We start from the raw sequence: 21,747 nt of genomic DNA, 5'->3' as shown, positions 1-21,747 counted from the left end.
CTCATCATATGTGGAGTGCTGAAACATAGATACATTATTTTGGGACGAATTCGGAACGAAAATCGTCACCAAGCATCAGGATAGAATTGAATAGAACATACGATAGTGTGGTGGGAGCTTAATCAATGAGGTTTCTTTCTGCAACTGCATACAGTAACCTAAACTATCTCTATCGCTGGCGCAGTGATGATTCATGTTTGGATTATGAATTAAAGTTTGACATCGTATCGTGTCCACAACCTCAAAAAATTCGATAATACTGGGGAAGACATGGAGGATCTGATCTCCATCGGAACTATTGGTCTGATCAAAGCTATTGAAAGCTACCGTCCAAACAAAGGCACAAAGCTAGCCACTTTTGCTGCTCGTTGTATTGAAAACGAAATCCTGATGCACCTTAGATCTTTGAAGAAAACACGTAAAGATGTATCTCTCCACGATCCGATTGGGACAGACAAGGAAGGTAATGAAATTACACTTATCGATATCCTCGGCTCGGAAGCGGATGATGTCATTAAAGAAGTTGATCTGAAGATCGAGAAAAGTAAGATTTATCGCAATCTTGATATACTGGATGACCGGGAAAAGGAAGTTGTGGTGGGGCGGTTTGGATTGGATACGGGCGGTGAGGAACGAACGCAGAGGGAGATTGCGAAGGAGCTTGGGATCTCACGGAGTTATGTTTCGCGGATAGAGAAGAGGGCACTCATGAAGCTGTATCATGAGTTTTATAAGGCGAAGCGGTGAGATATAGACGATAATTAGAGATTCACAATAGAGTATTTAAAAGCGACTTGCCAATAGGGGAGTTGCTTTTTTGTTAATTCAAGTAGTTGGGCTAAATGAACATAAAAAAAGCATAATCAGAAGAATATCTTTTTAGCTGCTGAAGGTACTATTCAATGTCCGAACCGGATGTCAAGGCACTTTTCTAAAAATACACGAGCTAGGTATTAAGATCCGAGTATAGGGCGGTTTTTAAATGAGGATACGTATGAAGGGCAGATTGATCAATTAATGAGAGATTATGGAAGATTCCAAGTTATGGACGATGCTATGCTTGGCGCTGCTCTAAGTCTATTTTCCGGTGGAAGTAAAGATAAAGTTTTAAAAACTCAATTAAGCGGTAAAACCTTAAGATTAATAAATAAAGAAATAGCTATGTTAGCGGAATATTTGGGTTTTACAAAGACGAAAGTAAAAATTAAGGATAAACTAGTGTATAAAAATGGTAAACTCTATATTACCCAAGATCTTGATTTGCATATTGGAGGTATATGTAAATTGATTTAAAAAAAGGGATATTTGGTTGAGTAAAGATACTCATTTGGGTACTTATGATGCGTTATTAAATAGGATTGGAGATTGAAATGTACAAATTCTTTTGGAGGATTACTAAATATAACCCAGCTAACCGTATTAATGATGTATACACAAAAAATGAATGGACCTCAATAAGTGATGTCGGGAATTTGTATCCATCTGGAGATTTTTTAATTGAAAATTATTTAGAAACTGAATCATTATATATAACGGCTATAAATTTAATAATGAATGAGAATAATTTAAACACAATTCAAGTAGTAGATCTAGAAAAATATAACTTTGACGTGGAGAAAGCTGAATTCCATTCCATCTACACTGACGAGATGAAAAGTATTTATAACAGTGTGAAAAATGGCGACTATATCTCTGTGTATGAGTTGAAATTACTTTCTCAATTAATTTTAAGAGAAAAGATTTGGTGTAAATTTCAAAGTAGAGAGATGTTTGTTCACTTTGGTTTTGATTATTACATGTATTTAGGGAGTGTGAAGGAATGTAATGATTCTTTAATAAAGATCAGTAATTCAGGCTTATTTGTTGAGAGTTTTGAATCACCTTATTTGGAAGAATAGTAGTGCTTTAGCCACATATGAGTGTAATAACTCTATGTGGCTTATTTTTTGTGATTTAGCATTTGACATTCTGAGTATGGCGGTGGTTGAGATTATAGTTATGATGCTCTAAATCGTCTAACCTCCGTCAACGATGCATTAAAGCACACACGCTTTACGTACGATGGGGATGGTCAACTTGCGAAAGTCACGGTGCAAGCTAAAGGTGGAACTGAGCAAACGCTGAATACCAAGAGTTATAACGAAGTTGGGTTATTGACGAGCAAGCTGGACGGGCTTCTCAAAGTGAAAGCTTATCCTATAATGCATTAGGGCAATTAACCAGCAAAACCAATCGTAACGGCAGTGTGTTTGGATACAGCTATGACGAAATTGGAGCGCTCAAATCCAGTACGGTCAGCGGGATGATCAATAACGTATTGCAGACACAGAAAACTGAAGTGATCTATAACGACGGTTAGACCTAAAAATGTAAAGGCATCGATGGATAGCTCTAACTCCTCTAATAAGTTGAGGGCGGAAGTCAATAGCCAACGGAATAGTACAAAAGGGAAGGATTTGTTGAGAGTCAAGGAAAATGGTGATTTTATCAGCCTTTTTCTGGTGCAGATTCCACAAGAGTGACAAGAGCAATCATTGAAACAAACAGTGGAAGGTGAAAAGATGAGTGCTAAATTTAATGCAATAATATTTACAAAAAACGTAATTGATTTAAATTGTCTTCTCAGAGTCGTGCAAGTAAAAGGGCTTGAAGCTACTATTAATGAGATTGAGTCTGTAGAAAATTGGGACTTTGGCGATTTGCAAATTCATGCGTGTGAAAGTAGTACAAATGAAATTACAGTGCTTCTTGAGGAAGGGAGAATTATATCGATAAATGGAAAGATTAGCTCCAATAAATTTGTTGTGATTTTAAGCAAGATAGGAAATATTTACGAGACAAGTATTTCTCTAGACACAAAAAATATTACTTACTTAAATTGTGATACGCTTGATGAACTTACAGGCCTTTTTATGATGAAATCTCGGACATATTGTTATCTACTGAGATGGCTAATAATTTAATTGTTTCAGCATTAGGCGTGGAGGTGATTGTGGAATATTATGACGATTTTTTTAAGCTCTATCTTAATAGTCATAATGTGGTGAGATGGGTTTTGGGAATTCATGAGACAAGAAGAAATTATAGTCTTAAGGGCTACAAGCAGGTGGCAACTAATATTTGGGATAAAGTTACTTGATTTTAAAATTTCCACCACACCCATGAGGTTTCTTTTTGTCTTTCAAGTCATCACATCCAGTGGCGAAAAACTAGACTAAATCGGTTCGTACTCTTAGCATAATTGATCGAGAAGAGCAAGATTTACCTTAACCTCGAATTTTGGATGAACGCGAGAAAGAGGTCGTTGTCGGCTGCTTCTGACTGGATACCTGAGGGGAGGAGCGGCCGCTAATGAGCTGTATCATGAGTTTTGTAAGGCGAAGCGGTAGGATCTAGCGGTAATTTAGATAATAAGTAGAGATTCACAACAGGGTATTTTAGAAGCAAATTTCCAACAGGGAAGTTGCTTTTTTTTGTTAATACAAGTAAAGGGTAGTGAAAGTGATAATATTTCAATGTACAGACGGACTAATAAGTCTAATTATCAAAGTTTAATAGTCGAGCCGAAGGAGATATTAAAGCTCAAAAAGAATGGGGATTTGTTTAGGCAACTTATTGATGATGAAGCTCTCTCATTCAGTACGAAAAGAGGGATGGATTGGGTTACTACTATGGATGCTGTTAATGCAACAGGTATCTTAATAGCCGATCAAGATGGGACGTCTCATGTCAGCGTATATCCAACTCCATGGGCTAAAAAGTTAATTGGTGATGTTGATGATTGGCTTATGACATTCGAGAATGCAAACACCAACCTCACTTTTATACAGTATTATTAAGATCGATTGGTTAAGAATATTAGTTTGTAGGAGGTAAACATGGCTACTATTAAAATATGGGGAAAGGAACTGGTTTGTAACTGTTGCAGTCAATCAAACTGGGATCACTCCAAAATTAGAGTAACTATTTGTGATATTAGTAAGGGAGAAGAAGATTCAATACAATCTAGATATCTATTTAGTTGTACAACTTGCGGTGTGGAGGTAATGTTTGGAAAAATATATGATTGGGAAAACAGTAGTAGAAATATTGTGATTGAAGAAGAAAATTCAAGATAGTTAAGTGAAAGGCCACATAGGAGCGTAACAACTCCATGTGGCTTTTTAATTGTTTGCGTGCCCAGAGGCACGTAAATCCAGTTCGTGTCTAGGTTATTACATCGTATCGTGTCCATAACCTCAAGGATTTGATCTCCATCGGAACGATCGGGCTGATCAAAGCGATTGAGAGTTATCGCCCGAACAAGGGCACGAAGCTCGCGACCTTTGCGGCCCGTTGTATCGAGAATGAAATCCTGATGCACCTTAGATCTTTGAAGAAAACACGTAAAGATGTATCTCTCCACGATCCGATTGGGACAGACAAGGAAGGTAATGAAATTACACTTATCGATATCCTTGGCTCTGAAGCTGATGATGTCATTAAAGAGGTCGATCTTAAGATTGAGAAGAGCAAGATTTATCGTAATCTTGATATTCTGGATGACCGAGAGAAAGAAGTTGTGGTGGGTAGGTTTGGGCTGGACACAGGTGGGGAAGAGCGGACGCAGCGGGAGATTGCCAAGGAGTTAGGGATCTCGCGGAGTTATGTTTCGAGAATAGAAAAAAGGGCGCTGATGAAGCTTTATCATGAGTTTTATAAGGCGAAGCGGTGAGATATAGACGATAATTAGAGATTCACAATAGAGTATTTAAAAGCGACTTGCCAATAGGGGAGTTGCTTTTTTGTTAAGGCAAGTTGTTGGGCTAAATGAACATAAAAAAAGCACATTTAGAAAATTAACTTTTTAACTGCTGAGGGGTGTTATTATGACATACAAAGAAATTTATGATTTCCATATTCAATTGTTACATGTATATGAGAACAATGAAAAGCACCAAGGTCCTATCAGAAGCAAATAATTTACTTTAAGAGACAGTTTTTTATAGCTGAAGATATAGTTCAACGAATTTTTTTTAAAATCAGTTAATAAAAATTCATGAAAAAAGTAGAGAAATAAAGATAAAGTGGTGTTCAGAAGAATACTTTAAAATGATGCATAGATTTAGTATATATATTTTGAATGTAGGAATAAGCTTCTAGATAACTCTAAAATGATCGATAGCAAAAAAAGAGTAGTAATAATTGTTGCTAGACTTATATCTACAAGAGTTGAAATGATGTAGTAATAATATGGATATAATGAAAATATATTTTTGAGTCACTAACACGCCCTAGTCGCTTTTGATTAAAGAGGATGAATCTGCCGATCAGATCCAATAACCTCGTGAATATCTCTGGAATGTGGATAACCCGAAGCGGTTTAGTAATTCCATGACGTATTTAACACAGCGTTAATACTATATGTGGACAAGTAGGAGGGGGTTGAGGTGAAAGAGGATCTTATGATTAACAAAAAACTTGTTTTTATTTGATTAGTACTATATAGTTCTATCTATGACAAATAAAAAATTGAACATTGGATCTGCTAAATCTAAGAGTTCCAATCCGGTTAACCGGACCAAGGCAGTTGAAGTGGCTGCACAGTTATTTCTGCGTCAGGGGTACAGCTACGTTAGTATGGATGAGGTAGTACGGGTTAGCGGAGTATCTAAGTCGAATATTTATTACCATTTTAAAAACAAGGAGGAATTACTTCATGCTGTGGTGCAGTACTGGATCGCCCAGTATGAATCAGATCTTTACCTGCTGCTCAGTCAGCGTGAACGAGAGGTAACAGAACGCATCTATTCGTTTATGGCGTTACTGTCCGCAGGCATAGAGGGTCGGGATTATGAAGGAAGTTGTCCGTTTATTACACTGTATATGCAGACACCAGCCAGTGCACCGGAAGTAAAAGAAAGCATATCCCGTTTCTTTCGTGAGTTGCAGCCGATGATGGAGAAATTGTTCCAACAGGGGCTGGATGGCGGGGAGTTTCGTAAAGGAATCGAGCCGGGGCCAGCAGCAGCATTATTTATTGCGGCAATGGAAGGTTCCCTTGTGCTTGCGGAGACCGCGCGTGATACAGGAATTATTGAACAATCAGCACGTACTTTTTGTCAGATGCTTCGGTAAACGAAGCTGTTTTTTTGAATATAATTAGTACTTCATAGTACTATAAGGGGCGAATACACAATGAATGTTCATACTACTCGTGAAACAAATACGGAGCACACTAGGGACATAAAGCAGGTTATTAACAAGAGGGCAATTGAACCTGCAATCATTTTCATGACAGGCAGTACAGGCTTTATCGGTAAGGAAACAGTAAAACAACTCGCGGCTGGGGACACAAAATTGTTGTTGCTTGTTCGTTCCGAACCAAGAGCCAGAGTTGTGCTGCAAGCTTACGGAGTGAAGAACTTCGACCGAATTACATTTATCCACGGCGATTTGTCCAAACCAGGTCTCGGCCTTGTATTGACTGATCGGCAGCTTGTTCTCGAAGCAGACGTCATCATTCATGCTGGCGGCACGATGGATGTTACTCTGGAGCGTAAAGAAGCAGAACAGATTTTTATGAACGGCGCGAAGGAAGTGGCGGAACTGGCTGGCGAGATCCATCGTACACGCGGACTGAGACACTTTATCCATGTTGTTGGATTTATGAGCCCGTATGGACAACGGGACGAAAAGGGGGAATACATTCAGGTCAACAAACTAGAAAATCATGAAAGTGCATATGAAGAAATGAAATTTCACGCTGATCTGTATATCCGTGAACATGCAGAGGCGAATCAGTATCCGTTGTCTGTTGTCAATCCAAGTACAGTGGTGGGACCGCGGCCCACGGGTGAAACCGAGCAAACGGGTGGTATCGGACTGCTCATTCAGGCGATTCAGAAACGATTCATGCCTGTTGTACCGGGAGGTTCATCGTATTGGTTGCCGCTTGTGGAGAATGATGTGGTTGCAAAGACCCTTGTCTTTTTATCCAAAGAAACAGCTCCAGTGGGAGGAACGTATCCACTTTTGGCGCGCAAAGAAGATAGTCCTAGCATGAAGGAATTACTGCATCTTCTGTCACAGCAAATGGATGTTCCAAAGCCCAAATGGGCTGTACCACTGACATGGGTTCAATGGGCGATGAAATCAGGCGGTACGCGGATCAGCGGTGTTCCAGCAGAATCGGTTTCTTTTATCACCAACAGAACATTTCCGGTGGAAGAGACGGAGGCTCTGTTCACACGTATGGGACAATCCTGGCCTGATATCAGGGAACAGCTTCCATTTGTGACAGCCGACTTGGATTATCGTCTCCGTCATGTATCATCTGGGACTTTGCCAGCCGGTTGTATTCGATCACGGATTGGAAATTTGGCTGCACTTGGTTGGGATGGTGAAGGAGAGCCGTGGATCATCGTACATGGTTTGCTTAGTTGTGCCGATGAGATGTTACCTTTGGGAGAACGGCTTCGGGAACTGACAGGAAACCCGGTATGGCTTGTCGATCTGGCCGGATTCGGTCGGTCACCTGTTCATCAGAAGAGTGAAGCGTTTGAAGGCCAGGTGCATGAACTACTCACCGCACTTCGCGAGTTGGAAGGCCCGATGAAGCTGATCGGTCACTCTGTTGGGGGCGCAATTGCGGCTACAGCGGCATTCAGGAGCGGACGCACAGATATTCAGCTTGGTTTATTGCAGCCCGTAGGTCATAACTCTAACCAGACAGCTCTGCGTATGGCTTCCCGTATGCCAAGAGATTTCGTGCGTACCCTTCTGGCCGGGCGATCCGAAGCTGGCTGGAATCGTATGCTTCAATCAAAACGTGACACGGATCACCGTGTAATTAGAAGATTTGCAGAAAAGGTGAGGTCCAGTATGCAATCTCCACGCATTGCGGGTGCGCATACCGATTTGTTACGCTGGATTCATACCGGGAAGGGCAAAGGAGTCCAAGACAAGTTATCGATGGGGATGTGGAGTAAAGCTGATCAGGCGAAGAGCACAGTAGTGGTCTGGGGCAAGGAAGATGAGGATTACCACTATCCTGAGGAAATCGATCCACAGGTTAAATGCGTAGGTGTACCCTATGGTCATTATTTTCCGGTATTTCAGCCCCATGATACTGCTGCGATTCTTGTAGAGTGGTTCAATACCAAGAGATGAGACGAGTCCAGTTCTCTACGGTGCAGGAATCCCGCGAATACTGTCGAAAGGGTCAAGTTCGATTAGGGTGTGTCTTAGAACTCCTAAAGGAGCAGATTTTGCCGAATTTAGTTCCAAGCCAGAAACTTTTTCGCAGGCGTACCGGGGTACGTCAAGAGAAAGTGACGCAGCAGGGGGACGAAAAGGCGGTGAAAGATGCCCTTAAGTGAGATTTAAGACACGACCTAATTGATTTGAGAAGTCACTTTCTAAGTAAAGAATTTTGGATATATGTTCTAAATAAACTTAATAATGTAGTTCGAACGGGATATGACTACAGAAGAATTGATACTGAGTTTTTCTCTGTAGTTAAGGGTCTTTTTCGTTGCAATATTACAGATGAGGTTAAAAGAATTTTAGGACAAGTAAATGCAGTGCTTCAACAGATAAATAGTATGGGAAAATAGTAGTAGAAATATTGTAATTGAAGAAGAAAATTCAAGATAGCTAAGTGAAAGGCCACATAGGAGTGTAAGAACTCCATGTGGCTATTTAATTGTTTGCTTGCCCAGAGACATGCATAATTCAGTCCATTTCTAGTTATTACATCGCATCGTGTCCACAACCTCAAAAAATTCGATAATACTGGGGAAGACATGGAGGATCTGATCTCCATCGGCACCATCGGCCTGATTAAAGCTATCGAAAGCTATCGCCCGAACAAAGGTACAAAGCTGGCCACTTTTGCTGCCCGTTGTATTGAAAACGAAATTCTGATGCACTTAAGATCTTTGAAGAAGACTCGTAAAGTTGTATCTTTGCACGATCCAATTGGGACAGACAAGGAAGGTAATGAAATTACACTCATCGATATCCTTGGCTCCGAGGCTGATGATGTCATTAAAGAAGTAGATCTGAAGATCGAGAAGAGCAAGATTTATCGTAATCTTGATATTCTGGATGACCTAGAGAAAGAAGTTGTGGTGGGTAGGTTTGGGCTGGATACAGGTGGAGAAGAGAGGACGCAGCGGGAGATTGCCAAGGAGTTGGGGATCTCGCGGAGTTATGTTTCGCGGATAGAGAAGAGGGCGCTCATGAAGTTGTATCATGAGTTTTATAAGGCGAAGCGGTAGGGTCTTAGATATAGTCTAGAAAAAAATAGAGTTTTGCAATAGAAAATTTTAAAAAGCGACTTGCCAACAAGGAGGTTGCTTTTTTTTGTTAAGTCAAGTGGGTGAGACTTAATGAATATAAATGTAGTGAGCTATTCACGTCCCTATTTTAATCGCAGCTATCGAGAATTGATTAACTGATTTTGTTCCGGCATCCATTGGTGTAAAGAAATCATAGCGATCATATCGCTTATCCTTTTGGGGTATTGCTGGCCAAATTATACGAGGTTTGTGGATCTCTTTTTCTTTATCTTTGGGCTGGCGTGGGGGGCATATATTTCCTATTATTTTCGCAGGGTAAGTATAGGATATGGAGTTGCAATGTTATTCCCCATCGATCCTGTAACATCCGAATGGCAGTTTTTTTGCTGCATACTTGAGATGAATTTCTGAATTTTTCTCCTGCCCCCGCTTGCATTTTTTTGTCCATTGTCGCTGAAGCAAACATAGGACAAGAATATCACGAAATTATACTAGATGAGGTCTTTATCCTGACCTATAATGAAAATAACAAATTTTATTTTCTAGTATTTTACAAGATTTGTGTTTGCCCAAAACAATGATCAGCAAGACTCATTTAGATATTGCTTATACAGATCTTGCACGGAATGTTGCAGAATGCACTATGTCTTTATTTTTTCCTAAAGCGTTCGAAACGGCTACCTATTTAAATACAGAAAAAACATCATGGAATAATAAGAAATATCATTAAGATTAGCCTATTCAATCTGTAAACTGTAGTTATATTATGTCCTGTGGTAGATAATGGAATGATAAGTTACCTCGATGGAATAGGAGTCATTTAACAAAGTAGATTGCCTGCTCTAGTACGCTATTGAAGGTGATCTTCTTTGTCATAACTGGACCCGATAATAAGTTACATATACATGTATGGAGGGTTTCAATGTTCAGATATAGAGATAAAGGGATTACTAAGCATTTTATCGGAACTTTTGTGTTGATTATCATCGTCCCTTTCATCTTGTTTATCACAATATTTTATAAATATTATTCAGCATCATTAATTCAAAGATCCATTGATCAAGTTGATCAACAACTGGATATCGCATCTAACAATATGAATTCTGAGCTGAAACGAGCCTCACTTACCATTGCTACAATCGCTAATGTGAACGACAACATGATATTAGATGCAGTCTCAGCGTGGAGCAGAAGTGCGACTTCCGTAGAAAAAATTCAACTTGCGCGTGAGATCGATGCATACTTGAATATTATCTCAAACTATAGTAATGAGATTGTCAGTGTTATTTTTACATTTAAGGATGGAGGCTACTATTATTTTAAGAACCCTCCAACGATGTCCGGTGCTAACATTCGCAATCTGCCATGGTATCAGGAGGCGTTGAGGAGCAGCAATGGAACAACATTCATTGTTGATAGCCTGAACGGTATTACTTCAGATAAACAGGACATGTTTACCTTATTGCTTCATCCGGATCAATCTTTGGAATCAGAGGTTGAGATGGTTTATTTGACGACTCACGCCTCCCTTCCAGATTTCATTCATTCTAATCCTAAAATTAAACAGTTCATTATTGATCGAAACGGTAATCGAATTGTGAATCAGAACAATCATGATAAGATAGATCCTGAAATCATGATGGAACTGTCCAAGATGGTACAAAAGCCATCTCATACTAATGATGATGATTACTCCTTTATTAAGATAAATGGAGAGAAAAAGCTTCTTAAGCTGTATTCGTTCGAGAAGACAGATTGGAGTATCGCCAATATTTTAGATGAGAGCATGGTTACGAGGGACGCTGATCAATTCTTAAAGATATCCCTCATTTTTATGTTTGGTATTTCCGCTTTTTTTATAATTTTCCTACTTTGGTTTTTCCAAGACCTGCTTAGGCCGCTGCAGAATCTCATTCGAGCGATGAAAAAGGTGGAGAGAGGTGATTTTCTGATGGAGGTCAAGGCAGACGGAAGAGGCGAGATTAAGCGGCTGGGCCATTCCTTTAATCGCATGGTTTCTCAGATCAGAGATCTTATGCAAGAACGGGATTTGAAGGAACGAGCGCGCAGCCAGGCTGAAATTGAAGCTTTGCAGTCACAAATTAATCCACACTTCTTATCGAATACATTGAATTCTGTTCGACTTATGGCGATGATAGCAAAAACAGACAATATTCGTAAAATTATTGAGAGCCTATCTGCCCTTCTGACTCATGTATTTCGTGAACCAAACTCGCTAGCCCCGATCGGTCAGGAGATCAAGGTACTAGAGTCATACGTTCATATTATGCAGGTTCGTTATGGGGGGAAGCTGAATATCCAGTTTCATATTGATGATACGCTTTTGAATTACAGCATGCCCAAAATGCTGCTTCAACCGATTCTTGAGAATGCTATTTTTCATGGACTGGATCAACAAAATATGAATGATCTTATTGAGGTGAAAGCGATTCGGCATGAGCTTGGAGTATGCTTTTCCATCACGGATTATGGTAAAGGAATGACAGACGATCAAATTAGTGAATTGCTGAATCAGGGTGAGAAATACCAGCGTGGGAATTTTAGCGGGATCGGTGTACATAATGTGTTACAACGAATTGAGCTTAATTATGGTCATCCTTACGGCGTGGAAATTGATAGTAAGTTAGACAGAGGTACCATCGTTACTATTCTACTTCCATTGATATGAACATGATTTTTCATGGAAAGGACGACCGAGAGATGAATGTAATGATCGTAGAAGACGAGACTATTATGAGATTGGCATTATCTACGCTGATTGACTGGGAATCGAACGGATTTCGGATTGTTTATGAAGCGAGTAATGGTTATCAAGCCCTTCAGTATATCAAGGAAAATCGAGAGATTGACATTGTGATTACGGATTTGAAGATGCCTGTGATGGATGGTTTAGAGCTTATTGATGAGCTTAATCAGGTTATTGGGACTTCTCCACATGTTGTCATTTTAAGTGCGTATGATGATTTTGAATTTGTAAGAAAGGCATTTAAGAGGGGAGTCAATGACTACATTCTTAAATCGGAGATGGATCCGAATGTTGTCCTGAATCTCTTGAATCGGATCAAGCACGACTTTGAAGTTGAACAGACCATGACAAGACAATCGAGAGAAATCCGTAATGGAGAACAGGTACGATTGAAACAGCAAACCATCCGGGAATGGCTTGAAATTGGTGTGAGTCCTCAGTCCGAACCATCAATTCTGGAGGATTTGAACATGAGGCTGGAATGGAATAGTATTACAATTTCCTTGATTAGAGTAGAAAGCTCTGCCGAGGTGCGGGAGCGATATGGATCATCCATTGGGGAGTTTGTAAGTTCCGTTGTAAAGTCAATTGATCAGGTGCTAACAGAGGTAGGAACAGGTGAAGTTATTAGTTGTAATCCATATGAGTACGTAGTAGTGTTATCGTTTCGAACGAGTAGTTTAATGTATGTGCGACAGCATATTTCACAGATCATGAATCAAATCATATTTGTACTGAAGGAATACATCAACATTCAAGTCACGATAGGCGTAAGTGAGATGTGTGAAGAGGTAAAGCAAATCCCGGCGTATTATCTTCAAGCTCGAAAAAATGCTGATTTGCGCTTCGTTATTAATAAGCATCAAATCATTTATCCTGAGGATGCCAGACATTTCTTGAAGCAGTCGGGAGAGACCTTAATCGGGAAAGAGAAAGCCTTGCTGGATGCACTGAAGGTGGGGAAAGAGCAATCGGTGCTGCAAGAACTAGATAAAATGTTCACACTGATAAAGCGTTCTGCCTCCATGGGAAATGAGGTACTGCGTACTCGATATATGGAACTCTTAATGATATTAGTGAAGTTCATGTATGATAACGGTTTTGTGAATAACCAGGAAATGAATAAGATTGAGGACGTATATCGAATGGCTTGGCAGATTGACTCCGCCGCTAAATTACAAACCAGGATTTCAAGTTTGGTTCAGCAGCTTCTTCAAGAGATGGATAGGAAAGCGGGGCAAATGAATCGGGTTGTAGCCGTTGCTCAAGCTTTTATTATGGAGCATTATGATGAAGATATTACCCTTCGGAAAGTAAGCGAAATCGTACATCTAAGTGAAAGTCATTTCAGTACATTATTCTCCAAGGCGGTAGGGGAGACTTTTAAAGAATTTGTAACAAAAGTACGCATGGAAAAGGCAATGGAAAGTATGAAGAAGGAGCCTTATCTAAAGATATATGAGATTGCAGAGCGTACCGGATATGCTAGTACGGAGCACTTTAGCCGGGTTTTTAAGAAGGTGACTGGCATGAGTCCGAATCAGTTTATGAAAACGGTTTCTAAGTAACCGAAAACTATATCATGATTTCGAAAACGGATACCGTCTAAAAAGATGGTATCCGTTTTTACTTGACATAATTGAGAATCAGAGGGGCTGATAGGAGGAGGAAACTTCGTAAAATTTATCAAGAAATCCAAATTATCGTCATTAAACTATCCATGGAGGGAAAGTAAGATGTAAACATAAAACATTCGAAGACGCCAAATAGAAGCACTTAGTAATCGGAATGATCTTCCTATGAATCTCCATGAATTCAATAACTTTCGTAAGCGATTTCATTACGGAGTATAACTCATAGGAGGTGATGCTGACTTCGTAGCTAATGCATTAAAGGTTAATTGAAATTATTTGGAAGTAAATAGATCTAATCCTGAAGGAGGATGAAAATGTCACTATCAAAGGTAATTAAAAACTTAGCCATTGTGGTAGTCTCTGCACAGCTGAGTAGTATTACTATTCCTGCATTTTCAGGAATTGCGGATGCAGCAGCTAATGATGGAATCATTGAATCAAATATAATGTCTGTTCAATTAGATCAGAATTTCCCAAGAGTAATAAAGTATGAATTCAAAAATAAAGTTCTGAATGGATCAGAAGATGTACTAAACACAATAAGAATTAACGGAACAGACTATGTACCGAAAGTAGAGTACACAGAAGAGGCAGACAAAGCCTACTATGTGCTAACTGTTGATGAGCTGAATGTAGTCATTAAGCTAACAATGAAAGTAGTAAAAAATTCATTTGATTTCGAAGTAACAAAGGTGGAGGAAAATGGTACATCTAGAATACATACCATTGAAATTCCGAACCATAGCTTGGTGTCAGTAAGAAGTACAGAAACGGGTGCTAAATTTGTCGGTTCCAGAATGGAAAACGCTGTTTATAAAAAAGGTGATGTGTATCAAGATGTATCAGGTACTCCCACGGTAGATAGTTCACCAAAAAACTATATGTACGCGTTCATTAACAATGATCAACTGGCAGCAGCTGTATGGTCGAATGCATATGGTGATACAAATGCCGATGGAGATAATGACAATCACCGGATTGTGAAACAAACGACCAAGAAAACGGATTACTCCCGTACAGCTTTGTGGAGTGCTTCATGGGTATACCGCGGGAACAGTATGCCTGATGAGATAACTGAACCATTACCACATTCGAAAGTAGTTATCACAGAGGACGCAAATGCTGATGCTAAAATAGATTGGCAGGATGGAGCTGTTGCATTCCGTAATATCATGAGTAATCCCGTGGGCAGCGATCGCATGTCTGAACTTGTTGTTCACCGTATACCGATGAACTTTGGCAGCCAGGCAACCAACCCATTCTTAAAGACTTTAGATGAAACAAAGAAAATATATCTATCAACTGATGGGCTTGGACAGTGGGTGGAATTAAAGGGTTACCAAGCAGAAGGGCATGACTCCGCACATCCGGATTACGGCGGACATATAGGTGTACGTCAGGGCGGACAGAAGGATATGGATACGCTTGTAAGAGAAGCGCAGAACTATAATGCTTTTATGGGTGTACACATTAGTGGTACAGGTGCCCACCCAGAAGCAAAGGCATTCGATGATCAATTAGTAAATATCAATAAAGGCGGTTGGGACTGGCTTGATCCATCCTATGACTTTGATGACCCAACATACCGTAGAGAAGTTTATTCTGGCAACAGAATGAACCGCCTACAGATGTTAAAGGATGATGCGCCAACACTTGATTTTATTTATGCCGATGCATGGTATGAACAAGGTTTTAACGGAAGAAGATTTGCAAGAGAAGTGAATTCTTTGGGATGGACCCTTACTACTGAATTTCCAAATGTATTAGAAGATGATGCCGTTTGGAATCACTGGTCGGTTGACTATGATTACGGCGGTAAGAACATCAAGGGCTATAGCAGTGATATTGCTAGATTTGTGCGAAATCATCAGAAAGATACGTGGATTGCTCGCCATCCAATCCTAGGCGGTACGGAGGCAAATGATGCAGAAGGATGGCAGGGTAGAGTAGATTATGATGAAATGATTGATATTGTATTCAAAACAAATCTGCCAACGAAATATCTGCAAAGTTTCCCGATGACGAAGTACGATGTAAACAATAATGTGGGAAGAGTCGAATTTGAAGGAAATGTCATTGCTGAAAGAAAAAATGACGGAAAAAGAACCTTCACGAAGGATGGTAAAAAGCTTCTTGAAGAAGATGTAACAATTACACCAGCTTCAGAGGGCGGTAATACTTACGATAAGGTAACTTATTCAAACCTCAAATACTTGTTGCCATGGTCGCCAAATGCCGATAAGACAGATAGCGAATTGGCTGGTGCTGAAGAAAAACTTTATCACTATAATGAAGTAGGCGGTACAACGACTTGGGAACTTCCAACAAGCTGGAACAATGTAACATCAGTTAAGTTGTATCGATTAACAGATACTGGTAAGAAGCTTGAAAAAGAGATAAACGCAGTTAATGGAAAAATCACGATTGATATTGCTGCAGCAAAACAGGCTTACGTTGTTTATAAAGGAGACGTTACGCCAAAGGTTGAAGATATGAATTGGGGATTTGCGATGCCTGCAAAGGACCCAAGCTTTAACAGCGGAACATTAGACAACTGGTCGATTATCAAAGGTGGAGACAGTGCTGCAACCGTAGAACGTAACCATCGTGGACAATATGAATTAGTCGTCAAAGAAAATACGGAAGAGACTGTATTAGAGACGGAGTTATCAGGATTGAACCCTGGAACCTACTCGGCTTCCATATATGTTCAGGTAGGAAATACGCCAAACAGTACAAATGCAACTGATCCAAACACGGCAGGAAATGCAAAACGTAGAACGACGATTGGCGTGAAAGATTTTGGCGGAGCAGACATTACGAACTATACGGAAAGTTCACCCCTGCAAAACTACATTTCAGCTGACTCCAAGCACAGCACCAATATGCAACGAATGAGAGTCGTGTTTGATGTTGCGGCAGGACAGGATACAGCCACATTGTACTTGAAAGTAGCTCCAGGAACAGCGACTGTAACATTTGACGATGTCCGCTCTGTACCTACCAAGCGAGTTGTACCGCAATCTCCAGAGGTAGTCGTAGCAGAAGATTTTGAACATGTGGACCAAGGGTTGACTCCATTTGTCATAGCAGATGCTGACGGAGTAAGTGATCCACGTACTCACTTATCAGAATTACACGCTCCATACACCCAGAAAGGTTGGAATGGAAAAGCAGTTGATGACGTATTAAATGGCGAATGGTCCATTAAGTCCCATAAAACAGGTAGCGGTCTTATCATGAGAACATTACCGCAGACTTTAAGATTTGATAAAGGAACAACTTACGAAGTATCTTTCAAATATGAAAGTCAGTTCGATAAGAAGATTAATTTCGTTGTCGGTAACGGTACGAAGGAAATGATGAATGTACCTATGCCGCAGGCAACCGTTCCTACACCGTTTACGGTTAAATTTACAGCAAGCACGGAAGATTTCTGGATTGGAACAAGAAATACCGCTGGAGATTCAGCAGGAGACTTTATCCTTGATGATCTAGTGGTTAAAGAATTAAAAGATGCTACCATTGAACCACCACAAATTACACCTGTCGACTTATCTGTTATACCTGTAGATGGTATCACTGCAAGTGCAACGGGTTATGAACCAAGTGAGGCACCAGAAAATGTTCTTGATGGAAACATAGGTTCATTGTGGCACACAGCTTGGAATGGAAGTGATAAATTACCACAATCCATTACGCTTGATTTAGGTAAAGATTACAGTGTAAACAGAGTAGATGTAACGCCAAGACAAAGCCAGCAAAATGGAATGATAAAGAAATATGAGTTATATACAAGTGCTGATGGAGTGAACTTTGAGAAGGTAGCAGAAGGTAATTGGGAGGTTAATGTAGATACAAAGTCTATAAATATTAATAATCCTAAGCCAATAACTCATGTTAAGTTAACAGCGTTAGAAGGAATTAATGGTTGGGCGAGTGTAGCTGAAATGCGAGTTGCTCAAGAAGCTCCATCTATAACTGGACCAAATACCGTTACAGTTAGTACTGCAGTTGGTATGCATCCGGAAATGCCTGCAACTGTAAAGGCAACACTGAGCAATGGCACAGAAATGGATTTGCCAGTGCAATGGCCAACCATTACCCCTTCAGAATATGCTGAAGAAAGAGAATTTGAAGTAATAGGACACATTAATGGCGTTGAAGCTGCAGCGATTACAGCTACTGTAACCGTAACAGCGAGTGGGGCAGTAGATATCGTAGATGCAAAAGTGATGACGGTTTACACGACAGTAGGAACTGCACCTATGATGCCAGCAACGGCTAAGATGGTAACCTCAACTGGTACAGTTGCAAATGTACCTGTAACTTGGAATGAAATAGCTGAAGGTAGCTACCAGAATGTTGGATCATTCAAAGTAGAGGGTATAGTAGAAGGTACTAATATCAAAGCACAGGCTATTGTTATAGTTACGGAGCGTCAAGCTACAATTAGTGAAATTCCTAAAATAAAAATGAGCACATTTATTGGCGTAAAACCGCTTTTACCAAACATGATCGAAGTAACGATGAGTGATAATTCAAAGCGTTTTGTAGCTGTGACGTGGGACCTTATTACGGATGAGCAGATTAATAAAGAAGGTCAATTTTCTGTAAATGGTACGATTGAAGGTACTGACATGAAAGCCGTTGCTCAAATTACAGTAAAAGAGGATCCGAACATTGCTTTGAAGAAGCCTGCAACCGCAAGCAGTCAGCAGTCAGGTAATACAGCAGCTATGGGTAATGATGGTCAAATATCGACTCGTTGGAGCGTAAGTGATCCAAGTAAGGAACATTGGTGGATGGTTGACCTGGGAGCACAGTACGATGTTACGGGTTCAAAGATGACTTGGGAAACAGCTTCAAGTACGATGAAGTATAGAATTGAAGTGTCTTCTGATGGCGAAACCTGGAGAAAAACGGTGGATAAGTGGGATAATCCAGTCACTGAAAGCGCTACAGAAGATATTTGGTCAGCTCAAAATATTAAATTTATAAAAGTAACTGCTCTTGGTGTTGGCTCAGCATGGGCAGGGTTCCGTGAGTTTGAAGCTTACGGTGCTAAATCAACTGTAGATCCAGGTCAAGAATATGTGGTTGAAGTCGTACATGGTAAAGGTAGCGGAAATTATGCTCAAGGAGCCACCGTTACAATCGCAGCTTATGGCGCACCAGAAGGCCAACAATTTGACAAATGGATGACTGATAACATTAGTGTTGAATTCGAAGATGCAAGTGCACAAGCTACCACATTTGTCATGCCTGGTGAAGCTGTTAAAGTAACAGCAACTTATAAGGACGTAGTAGCTCCAGGTCAAGAATATGCGGTTAAAGTCGTACATGGTAAAGGTAGCGGAAATTATGCTCAAGGAGCCACCGTTACAATCGCAGCCTATGGCGCACCGGAAGGCCAACAATTTGATAAATGGATGACGGATAACATTAGCGTTAAATTCGAAGATGCAAGTGCCCAAGCTACTACATTTGTCATGCCTGCTGAAGCTGTTAAAGTAACAGCAACGTATAAGGACGTTACACCAACAGACGCAACTGCACCAACATGGTCAGAAAATAAAGCATTAACGACTTCGAATGTTGGCAGAACTAGTCTTACACTTTCATGGACGGCAGCAGCGGATGATACGGGTGTAACAAGCTATAAAGTTTACAAGAACGGAAGCGAACTAGTTACATTAGCAGGAGATATCACTAGCTATACAGTCAGTGACCTGTCGTCTGACACGACATATAACTTTAAAGTTGAAGCAGGCGATGCAGCAGGAAACTGGAGCGTGAATGGTCCGAGTGTATCGGTGACGACTAGCTCTTCGGGTAGTGGCTGGACACCGTCACCAGATCCAACGCCAACACCAAGCCCTACACCTACACCAAAACCAGAAGATGATAATAAGCCAACGAAACCAGCAGATCCAGTACAACCAACTAAGCCTGAACTTCCAAAAGTAAAGCTTACTGATCTTGCGGATCATTGGGCTAAGGCTTTCATTGAAAAATCCGTTGAACTTGGTTTTGTAACTGGCTATGAAGACGGGACTTTCCGTCCGAATGGTACTGTAACACGTGGTGAATTCGCAACGATGTTAGCAAGAGCGCTGAAATTGGAACTTGGCGATACGGAGTTTAGTTTTGCTGATCAAAAGCAAACCCCAGCATGGGCTAAAGCCTTCATTCAAGCCATTGCTAAAGCCGGTTTCATTAAGGGATACGAAGATGGCACATTCCGTGCGAATAAAGAAATAACACGATCTGAATTAGTAGTCATTGCCGTTCGTGCACTGGGACTTGAAGTGAATCCAAAGGCAACACTGACGTTTGATGATGCTGATCAGATTCCAGTATGGGCAAGACCTTATGTGGCAACAGCAGCAGAAGCAGGCTTAATTAATGGGAATGGGGATGGCAAATTTAATCCGAATGCCTCTTCCACTAGAGCTGAAGCAGTCACTTTGATTCTAGCTATGCTAAATTCAAAAAAATAGAAGTAACTTCGAAGAAGATCATCTGCTCTAGTGTAGGTGATCTTCTTCCTTCTTCAAGAGATCGATAGCCAAAACTATATCATGATTTCTAATGTTTTATCATTCAGGTCTCATATCGGAAGGGCTATGATATAAGCAGCAGATGAGTAATAGCCTGCATCAAATAAGTATAGGGGGAATGTAAAATGTATAATGCTCGACCACGTATTACACGCATACTAAGTATGATCATGATTTCTGCCTTAACGATTCCATTGTTTACAGGTTGTGCTAAAGGGGAAACGGTTGCTGATAAGGGGCAATCTACTACTCAGCCGGATACTAAGCAGGAGCAGAAAGAAGAAAAGAAGGATCCTGTTACATTAAAACTCCCGATATGGTCAACAATTACGGAGGATTTATTTACAAAGCTGGATCTTGTAAACGAATACAAAAAAGAACACCCGAATGTCACCATTGAATTGGAACTGTTAAAGGATACGGAGTATGAAAATACGATGAAGATCCGGAATTCAGCAAACGAATTGCCAGATATTTTGCCACTAAAATCAGCATGGCTAATTAATTTCAAGGATAATATCTTACCTCTGGATGACTTGGATGCAGCCAAGAATAACATGTTCGCAGCTGATTTCAAGGTGGATGATCATATTTATGGTGTACCCGATAGCCAATTCAATGAGTTTGTCTGGTATCGGAAGAGTGTGTTCCAGGAATATGGACTTGAGATTCCAAAGACTTGGGGAGAGTTCGTAACGGCTGCTAAAAAGATTAAAGACGGCGGCAAATATATTCCGATTGCGATGGGCGGAAAAGACGCATGGCCGGATTATCCTTTTAACGAGTTTATGCCTTCACTTGTAGCGGGTGATGGGGATTACTGGTCAACGATGGCGACGATCGATGAACCTTTTACGAAAGGCCAGGCCTTCTATGATGCTTCTGCGAAAATTCAGGAGCTGTACGATGCAAAGGTTATGGGTCCAGATCCCCTCGGTGTTGGCTTTGATCAATCCAAGCTGATGTTTGCTTCCAAGCAGGCGGCGATGATTGCTCTTGGTCAATGGTTCGGCAGTGATTTGAAATCGATGACAGATGTGGATATGAATGATATTGGCGCCTTCTTGCTACCGGTTCGTGACTCCGTAGATCAGCCATTCAATACGATTTCCATGGTAGACACGTTCTATACGATTCCGAAAACTTCGAAGAATCCAGAAGAAGCGAAAGAATTCATTAACTGGTTCTTCAGCGATGCATGGTATTCGAAATTTTTGACAGAGGCGCAGCTTCAATCAACGATGAAGGATACTAAGATTGATCTAGGTACCATGTTCGACGGAGCTTTTGATGTATCCAATCTGAATTATGTGCTTAATAAAGGCGGCAATGAGGATTATAAGAAGATCGAATCGGCTATTAAGTTCGATGTGAAGAAAATGGGGCAGGACATGATGTCGGGCAAGGATTTCAATAAGATGATGCAGGAAATGAATAAAAGTTGGAAAAATGCCCGTTCCAAATAAAAATAAATCTCAATTCGAAAGTTGAGTAAAGAG

General features: G+C 40.4%; 14 protein-coding genes and 1 pseudogene. 14 read left to right on the top strand and 1 reads right to left on the bottom strand.

Translation table 11 applies throughout. The features are described from left to right. The first annotated feature begins 216 nt into the window (after positions 1-216). The 3 genes from sigK (NSQ29_RS20285) (at position 217) to NSQ29_RS20275 (ending at position 1,898) form a co-directional block, all read left to right on the top strand. Positions 217-747 carry an RNA polymerase sporulation sigma factor SigK gene (sigK, locus tag NSQ29_RS20285; protein ID WP_076193608.1) on the top strand — a complete coding sequence of 177 codons (531 nt, stop codon included), beginning with the start codon at positions 217-219 and terminating at the stop codon, positions 745-747. A 270-nt stretch (positions 748-1,017) separates the two neighbouring features. Then, entirely contained in the window at positions 1,018-1,293 is a 276-nt protein-coding gene (locus NSQ29_RS20280) for a toxin C-terminal domain-containing protein (protein ID WP_341125941.1), read from the top strand. Between the two features lie 65 nt (positions 1,294-1,358). Then, entirely contained in the window at positions 1,359-1,898 is a 540-nt protein-coding gene (locus tag NSQ29_RS20275; RefSeq protein ID WP_139331162.1) for a hypothetical protein, read from the top strand. A 317-nt stretch (positions 1,899-2,215) separates the two neighbouring features. Here NSQ29_RS20275 and NSQ29_RS31595 read toward each other — a convergent pair whose 3' ends face one another. After that, complete coding sequence (locus NSQ29_RS31595; protein WP_445739169.1) at positions 2,216-2,470, bottom strand: hypothetical protein; 255 nt, start codon at positions 2,468-2,470, stop codon at positions 2,216-2,218. Positions 2,471-2,534: 64 nt separating this feature from the next. Here NSQ29_RS31595 and NSQ29_RS20260 point away from each other — a divergent pair, with 64 nt between their 5' ends. The 11 genes and pseudogenes from NSQ29_RS20260 (at position 2,535) to NSQ29_RS20210 (ending at position 21,714) form a co-directional block, all read left to right on the top strand. Beyond that, entirely contained in the window at positions 2,535-2,963 is a 429-nt protein-coding gene (locus NSQ29_RS20260; RefSeq protein ID WP_341125940.1) for a hypothetical protein, read from the top strand. A 636-nt stretch (positions 2,964-3,599) separates the two neighbouring features. Continuing rightward, positions 3,600-3,839 (top strand): hypothetical protein, encoded by a 240-nt coding sequence (locus NSQ29_RS20255; RefSeq protein WP_341125939.1) that lies wholly within the window; start codon positions 3,600-3,602, stop codon positions 3,837-3,839. A 39-nt stretch (positions 3,840-3,878) separates the two neighbouring features. Beyond that, positions 3,879-4,118 carry a hypothetical protein gene (locus NSQ29_RS20250; protein ID WP_076307465.1) on the top strand — a complete coding sequence of 80 codons (240 nt, stop codon included), beginning with the start codon at positions 3,879-3,881 and terminating at the stop codon, positions 4,116-4,118. Between the two features lie 116 nt (positions 4,119-4,234). Next, a pseudogene (gene sigK, locus NSQ29_RS20245) lies at positions 4,235-4,714 on the top strand (RNA polymerase sporulation sigma factor SigK); the annotation flags it as partial. A gap of 782 nt (positions 4,715-5,496) precedes the next feature. Beyond that, positions 5,497-6,117: a TetR/AcrR family transcriptional regulator gene (locus NSQ29_RS20240; protein WP_341125938.1), complete on the top strand. Its 621-nt coding sequence runs from the start codon at positions 5,497-5,499 to the stop codon at positions 6,115-6,117. A gap of 60 nt (positions 6,118-6,177) precedes the next feature. Then, complete coding sequence (locus NSQ29_RS20235) at positions 6,178-8,151, top strand: alpha/beta fold hydrolase (RefSeq protein ID WP_341125937.1); 1,974 nt, start codon at positions 6,178-6,180, stop codon at positions 8,149-8,151. Positions 8,152-8,732: 581 nt separating this feature from the next. Beyond that, complete coding sequence (gene sigK / locus NSQ29_RS20230) at positions 8,733-9,263, top strand: RNA polymerase sporulation sigma factor SigK (RefSeq protein WP_341126795.1); 531 nt, start codon at positions 8,733-8,735, stop codon at positions 9,261-9,263. Positions 9,264-10,206: 943 nt separating this feature from the next. After that, positions 10,207-11,973, top strand: coding sequence for a cache domain-containing sensor histidine kinase (locus NSQ29_RS20225; protein ID WP_341125936.1), 1,767 nt, complete (start codon positions 10,207-10,209; stop codon positions 11,971-11,973). A gap of 32 nt (positions 11,974-12,005) precedes the next feature. Continuing rightward, the gene (locus NSQ29_RS20220; protein ID WP_341125935.1) at positions 12,006-13,619 is read left to right on the top strand and encodes a response regulator; all 1,614 of its coding nucleotides are present in this window, start codon (positions 12,006-12,008) and stop codon (positions 13,617-13,619) included. A gap of 380 nt (positions 13,620-13,999) precedes the next feature. Further along, positions 14,000-20,188 carry an endo-alpha-N-acetylgalactosaminidase family protein gene (locus tag NSQ29_RS20215; RefSeq protein WP_341125934.1) on the top strand — a complete coding sequence of 2,063 codons (6,189 nt, stop codon included), beginning with the start codon at positions 14,000-14,002 and terminating at the stop codon, positions 20,186-20,188. Positions 20,189-20,373: 185 nt separating this feature from the next. Further along, positions 20,374-21,714, top strand: coding sequence for an ABC transporter substrate-binding protein (locus NSQ29_RS20210; RefSeq protein ID WP_341125933.1), 1,341 nt, complete (start codon positions 20,374-20,376; stop codon positions 21,712-21,714). Positions 21,715-21,747 lie beyond the last annotated feature (33 nt).

Source organism: Paenibacillus sp. FSL F4-0236, assembly GCF_038000135.1.
In the GTDB taxonomy this organism is placed as follows: Bacteria; Bacillota; Bacilli; order Paenibacillales; family Paenibacillaceae; genus Paenibacillus_AQ.
This window is presented reverse-complemented; position numbering and strand designations above follow the sequence as displayed.

Coding starts and splice junctions, on each gene's coding strand:
- NSQ29_RS20280 (WP_341125941.1), top strand. CDS start 1,018: ATGAGAGATTATGGAAGATTCCAAGTTATGGACGATGCTATGCTTGGC.
- NSQ29_RS20225 (WP_341125936.1), top strand. CDS start 10,207: ATGTTCAGATATAGAGATAAAGGGATTACTAAGCATTTTATCGGAACT.
- NSQ29_RS20210 (WP_341125933.1), top strand. CDS start 20,374: ATGTATAATGCTCGACCACGTATTACACGCATACTAAGTATGATCATG.
- NSQ29_RS20235 (WP_341125937.1), top strand. CDS start 6,178: ATGAATGTTCATACTACTCGTGAAACAAATACGGAGCACACTAGGGAC.
- NSQ29_RS20220 (WP_341125935.1), top strand. CDS start 12,006: ATGAATGTAATGATCGTAGAAGACGAGACTATTATGAGATTGGCATTA.
- NSQ29_RS20250 (WP_076307465.1), top strand. CDS start 3,879: ATGGCTACTATTAAAATATGGGGAAAGGAACTGGTTTGTAACTGTTGC.
- NSQ29_RS20240 (WP_341125938.1), top strand. CDS start 5,497: ATGACAAATAAAAAATTGAACATTGGATCTGCTAAATCTAAGAGTTCC.
- NSQ29_RS20215 (WP_341125934.1), top strand. CDS start 14,000: ATGTCACTATCAAAGGTAATTAAAAACTTAGCCATTGTGGTAGTCTCT.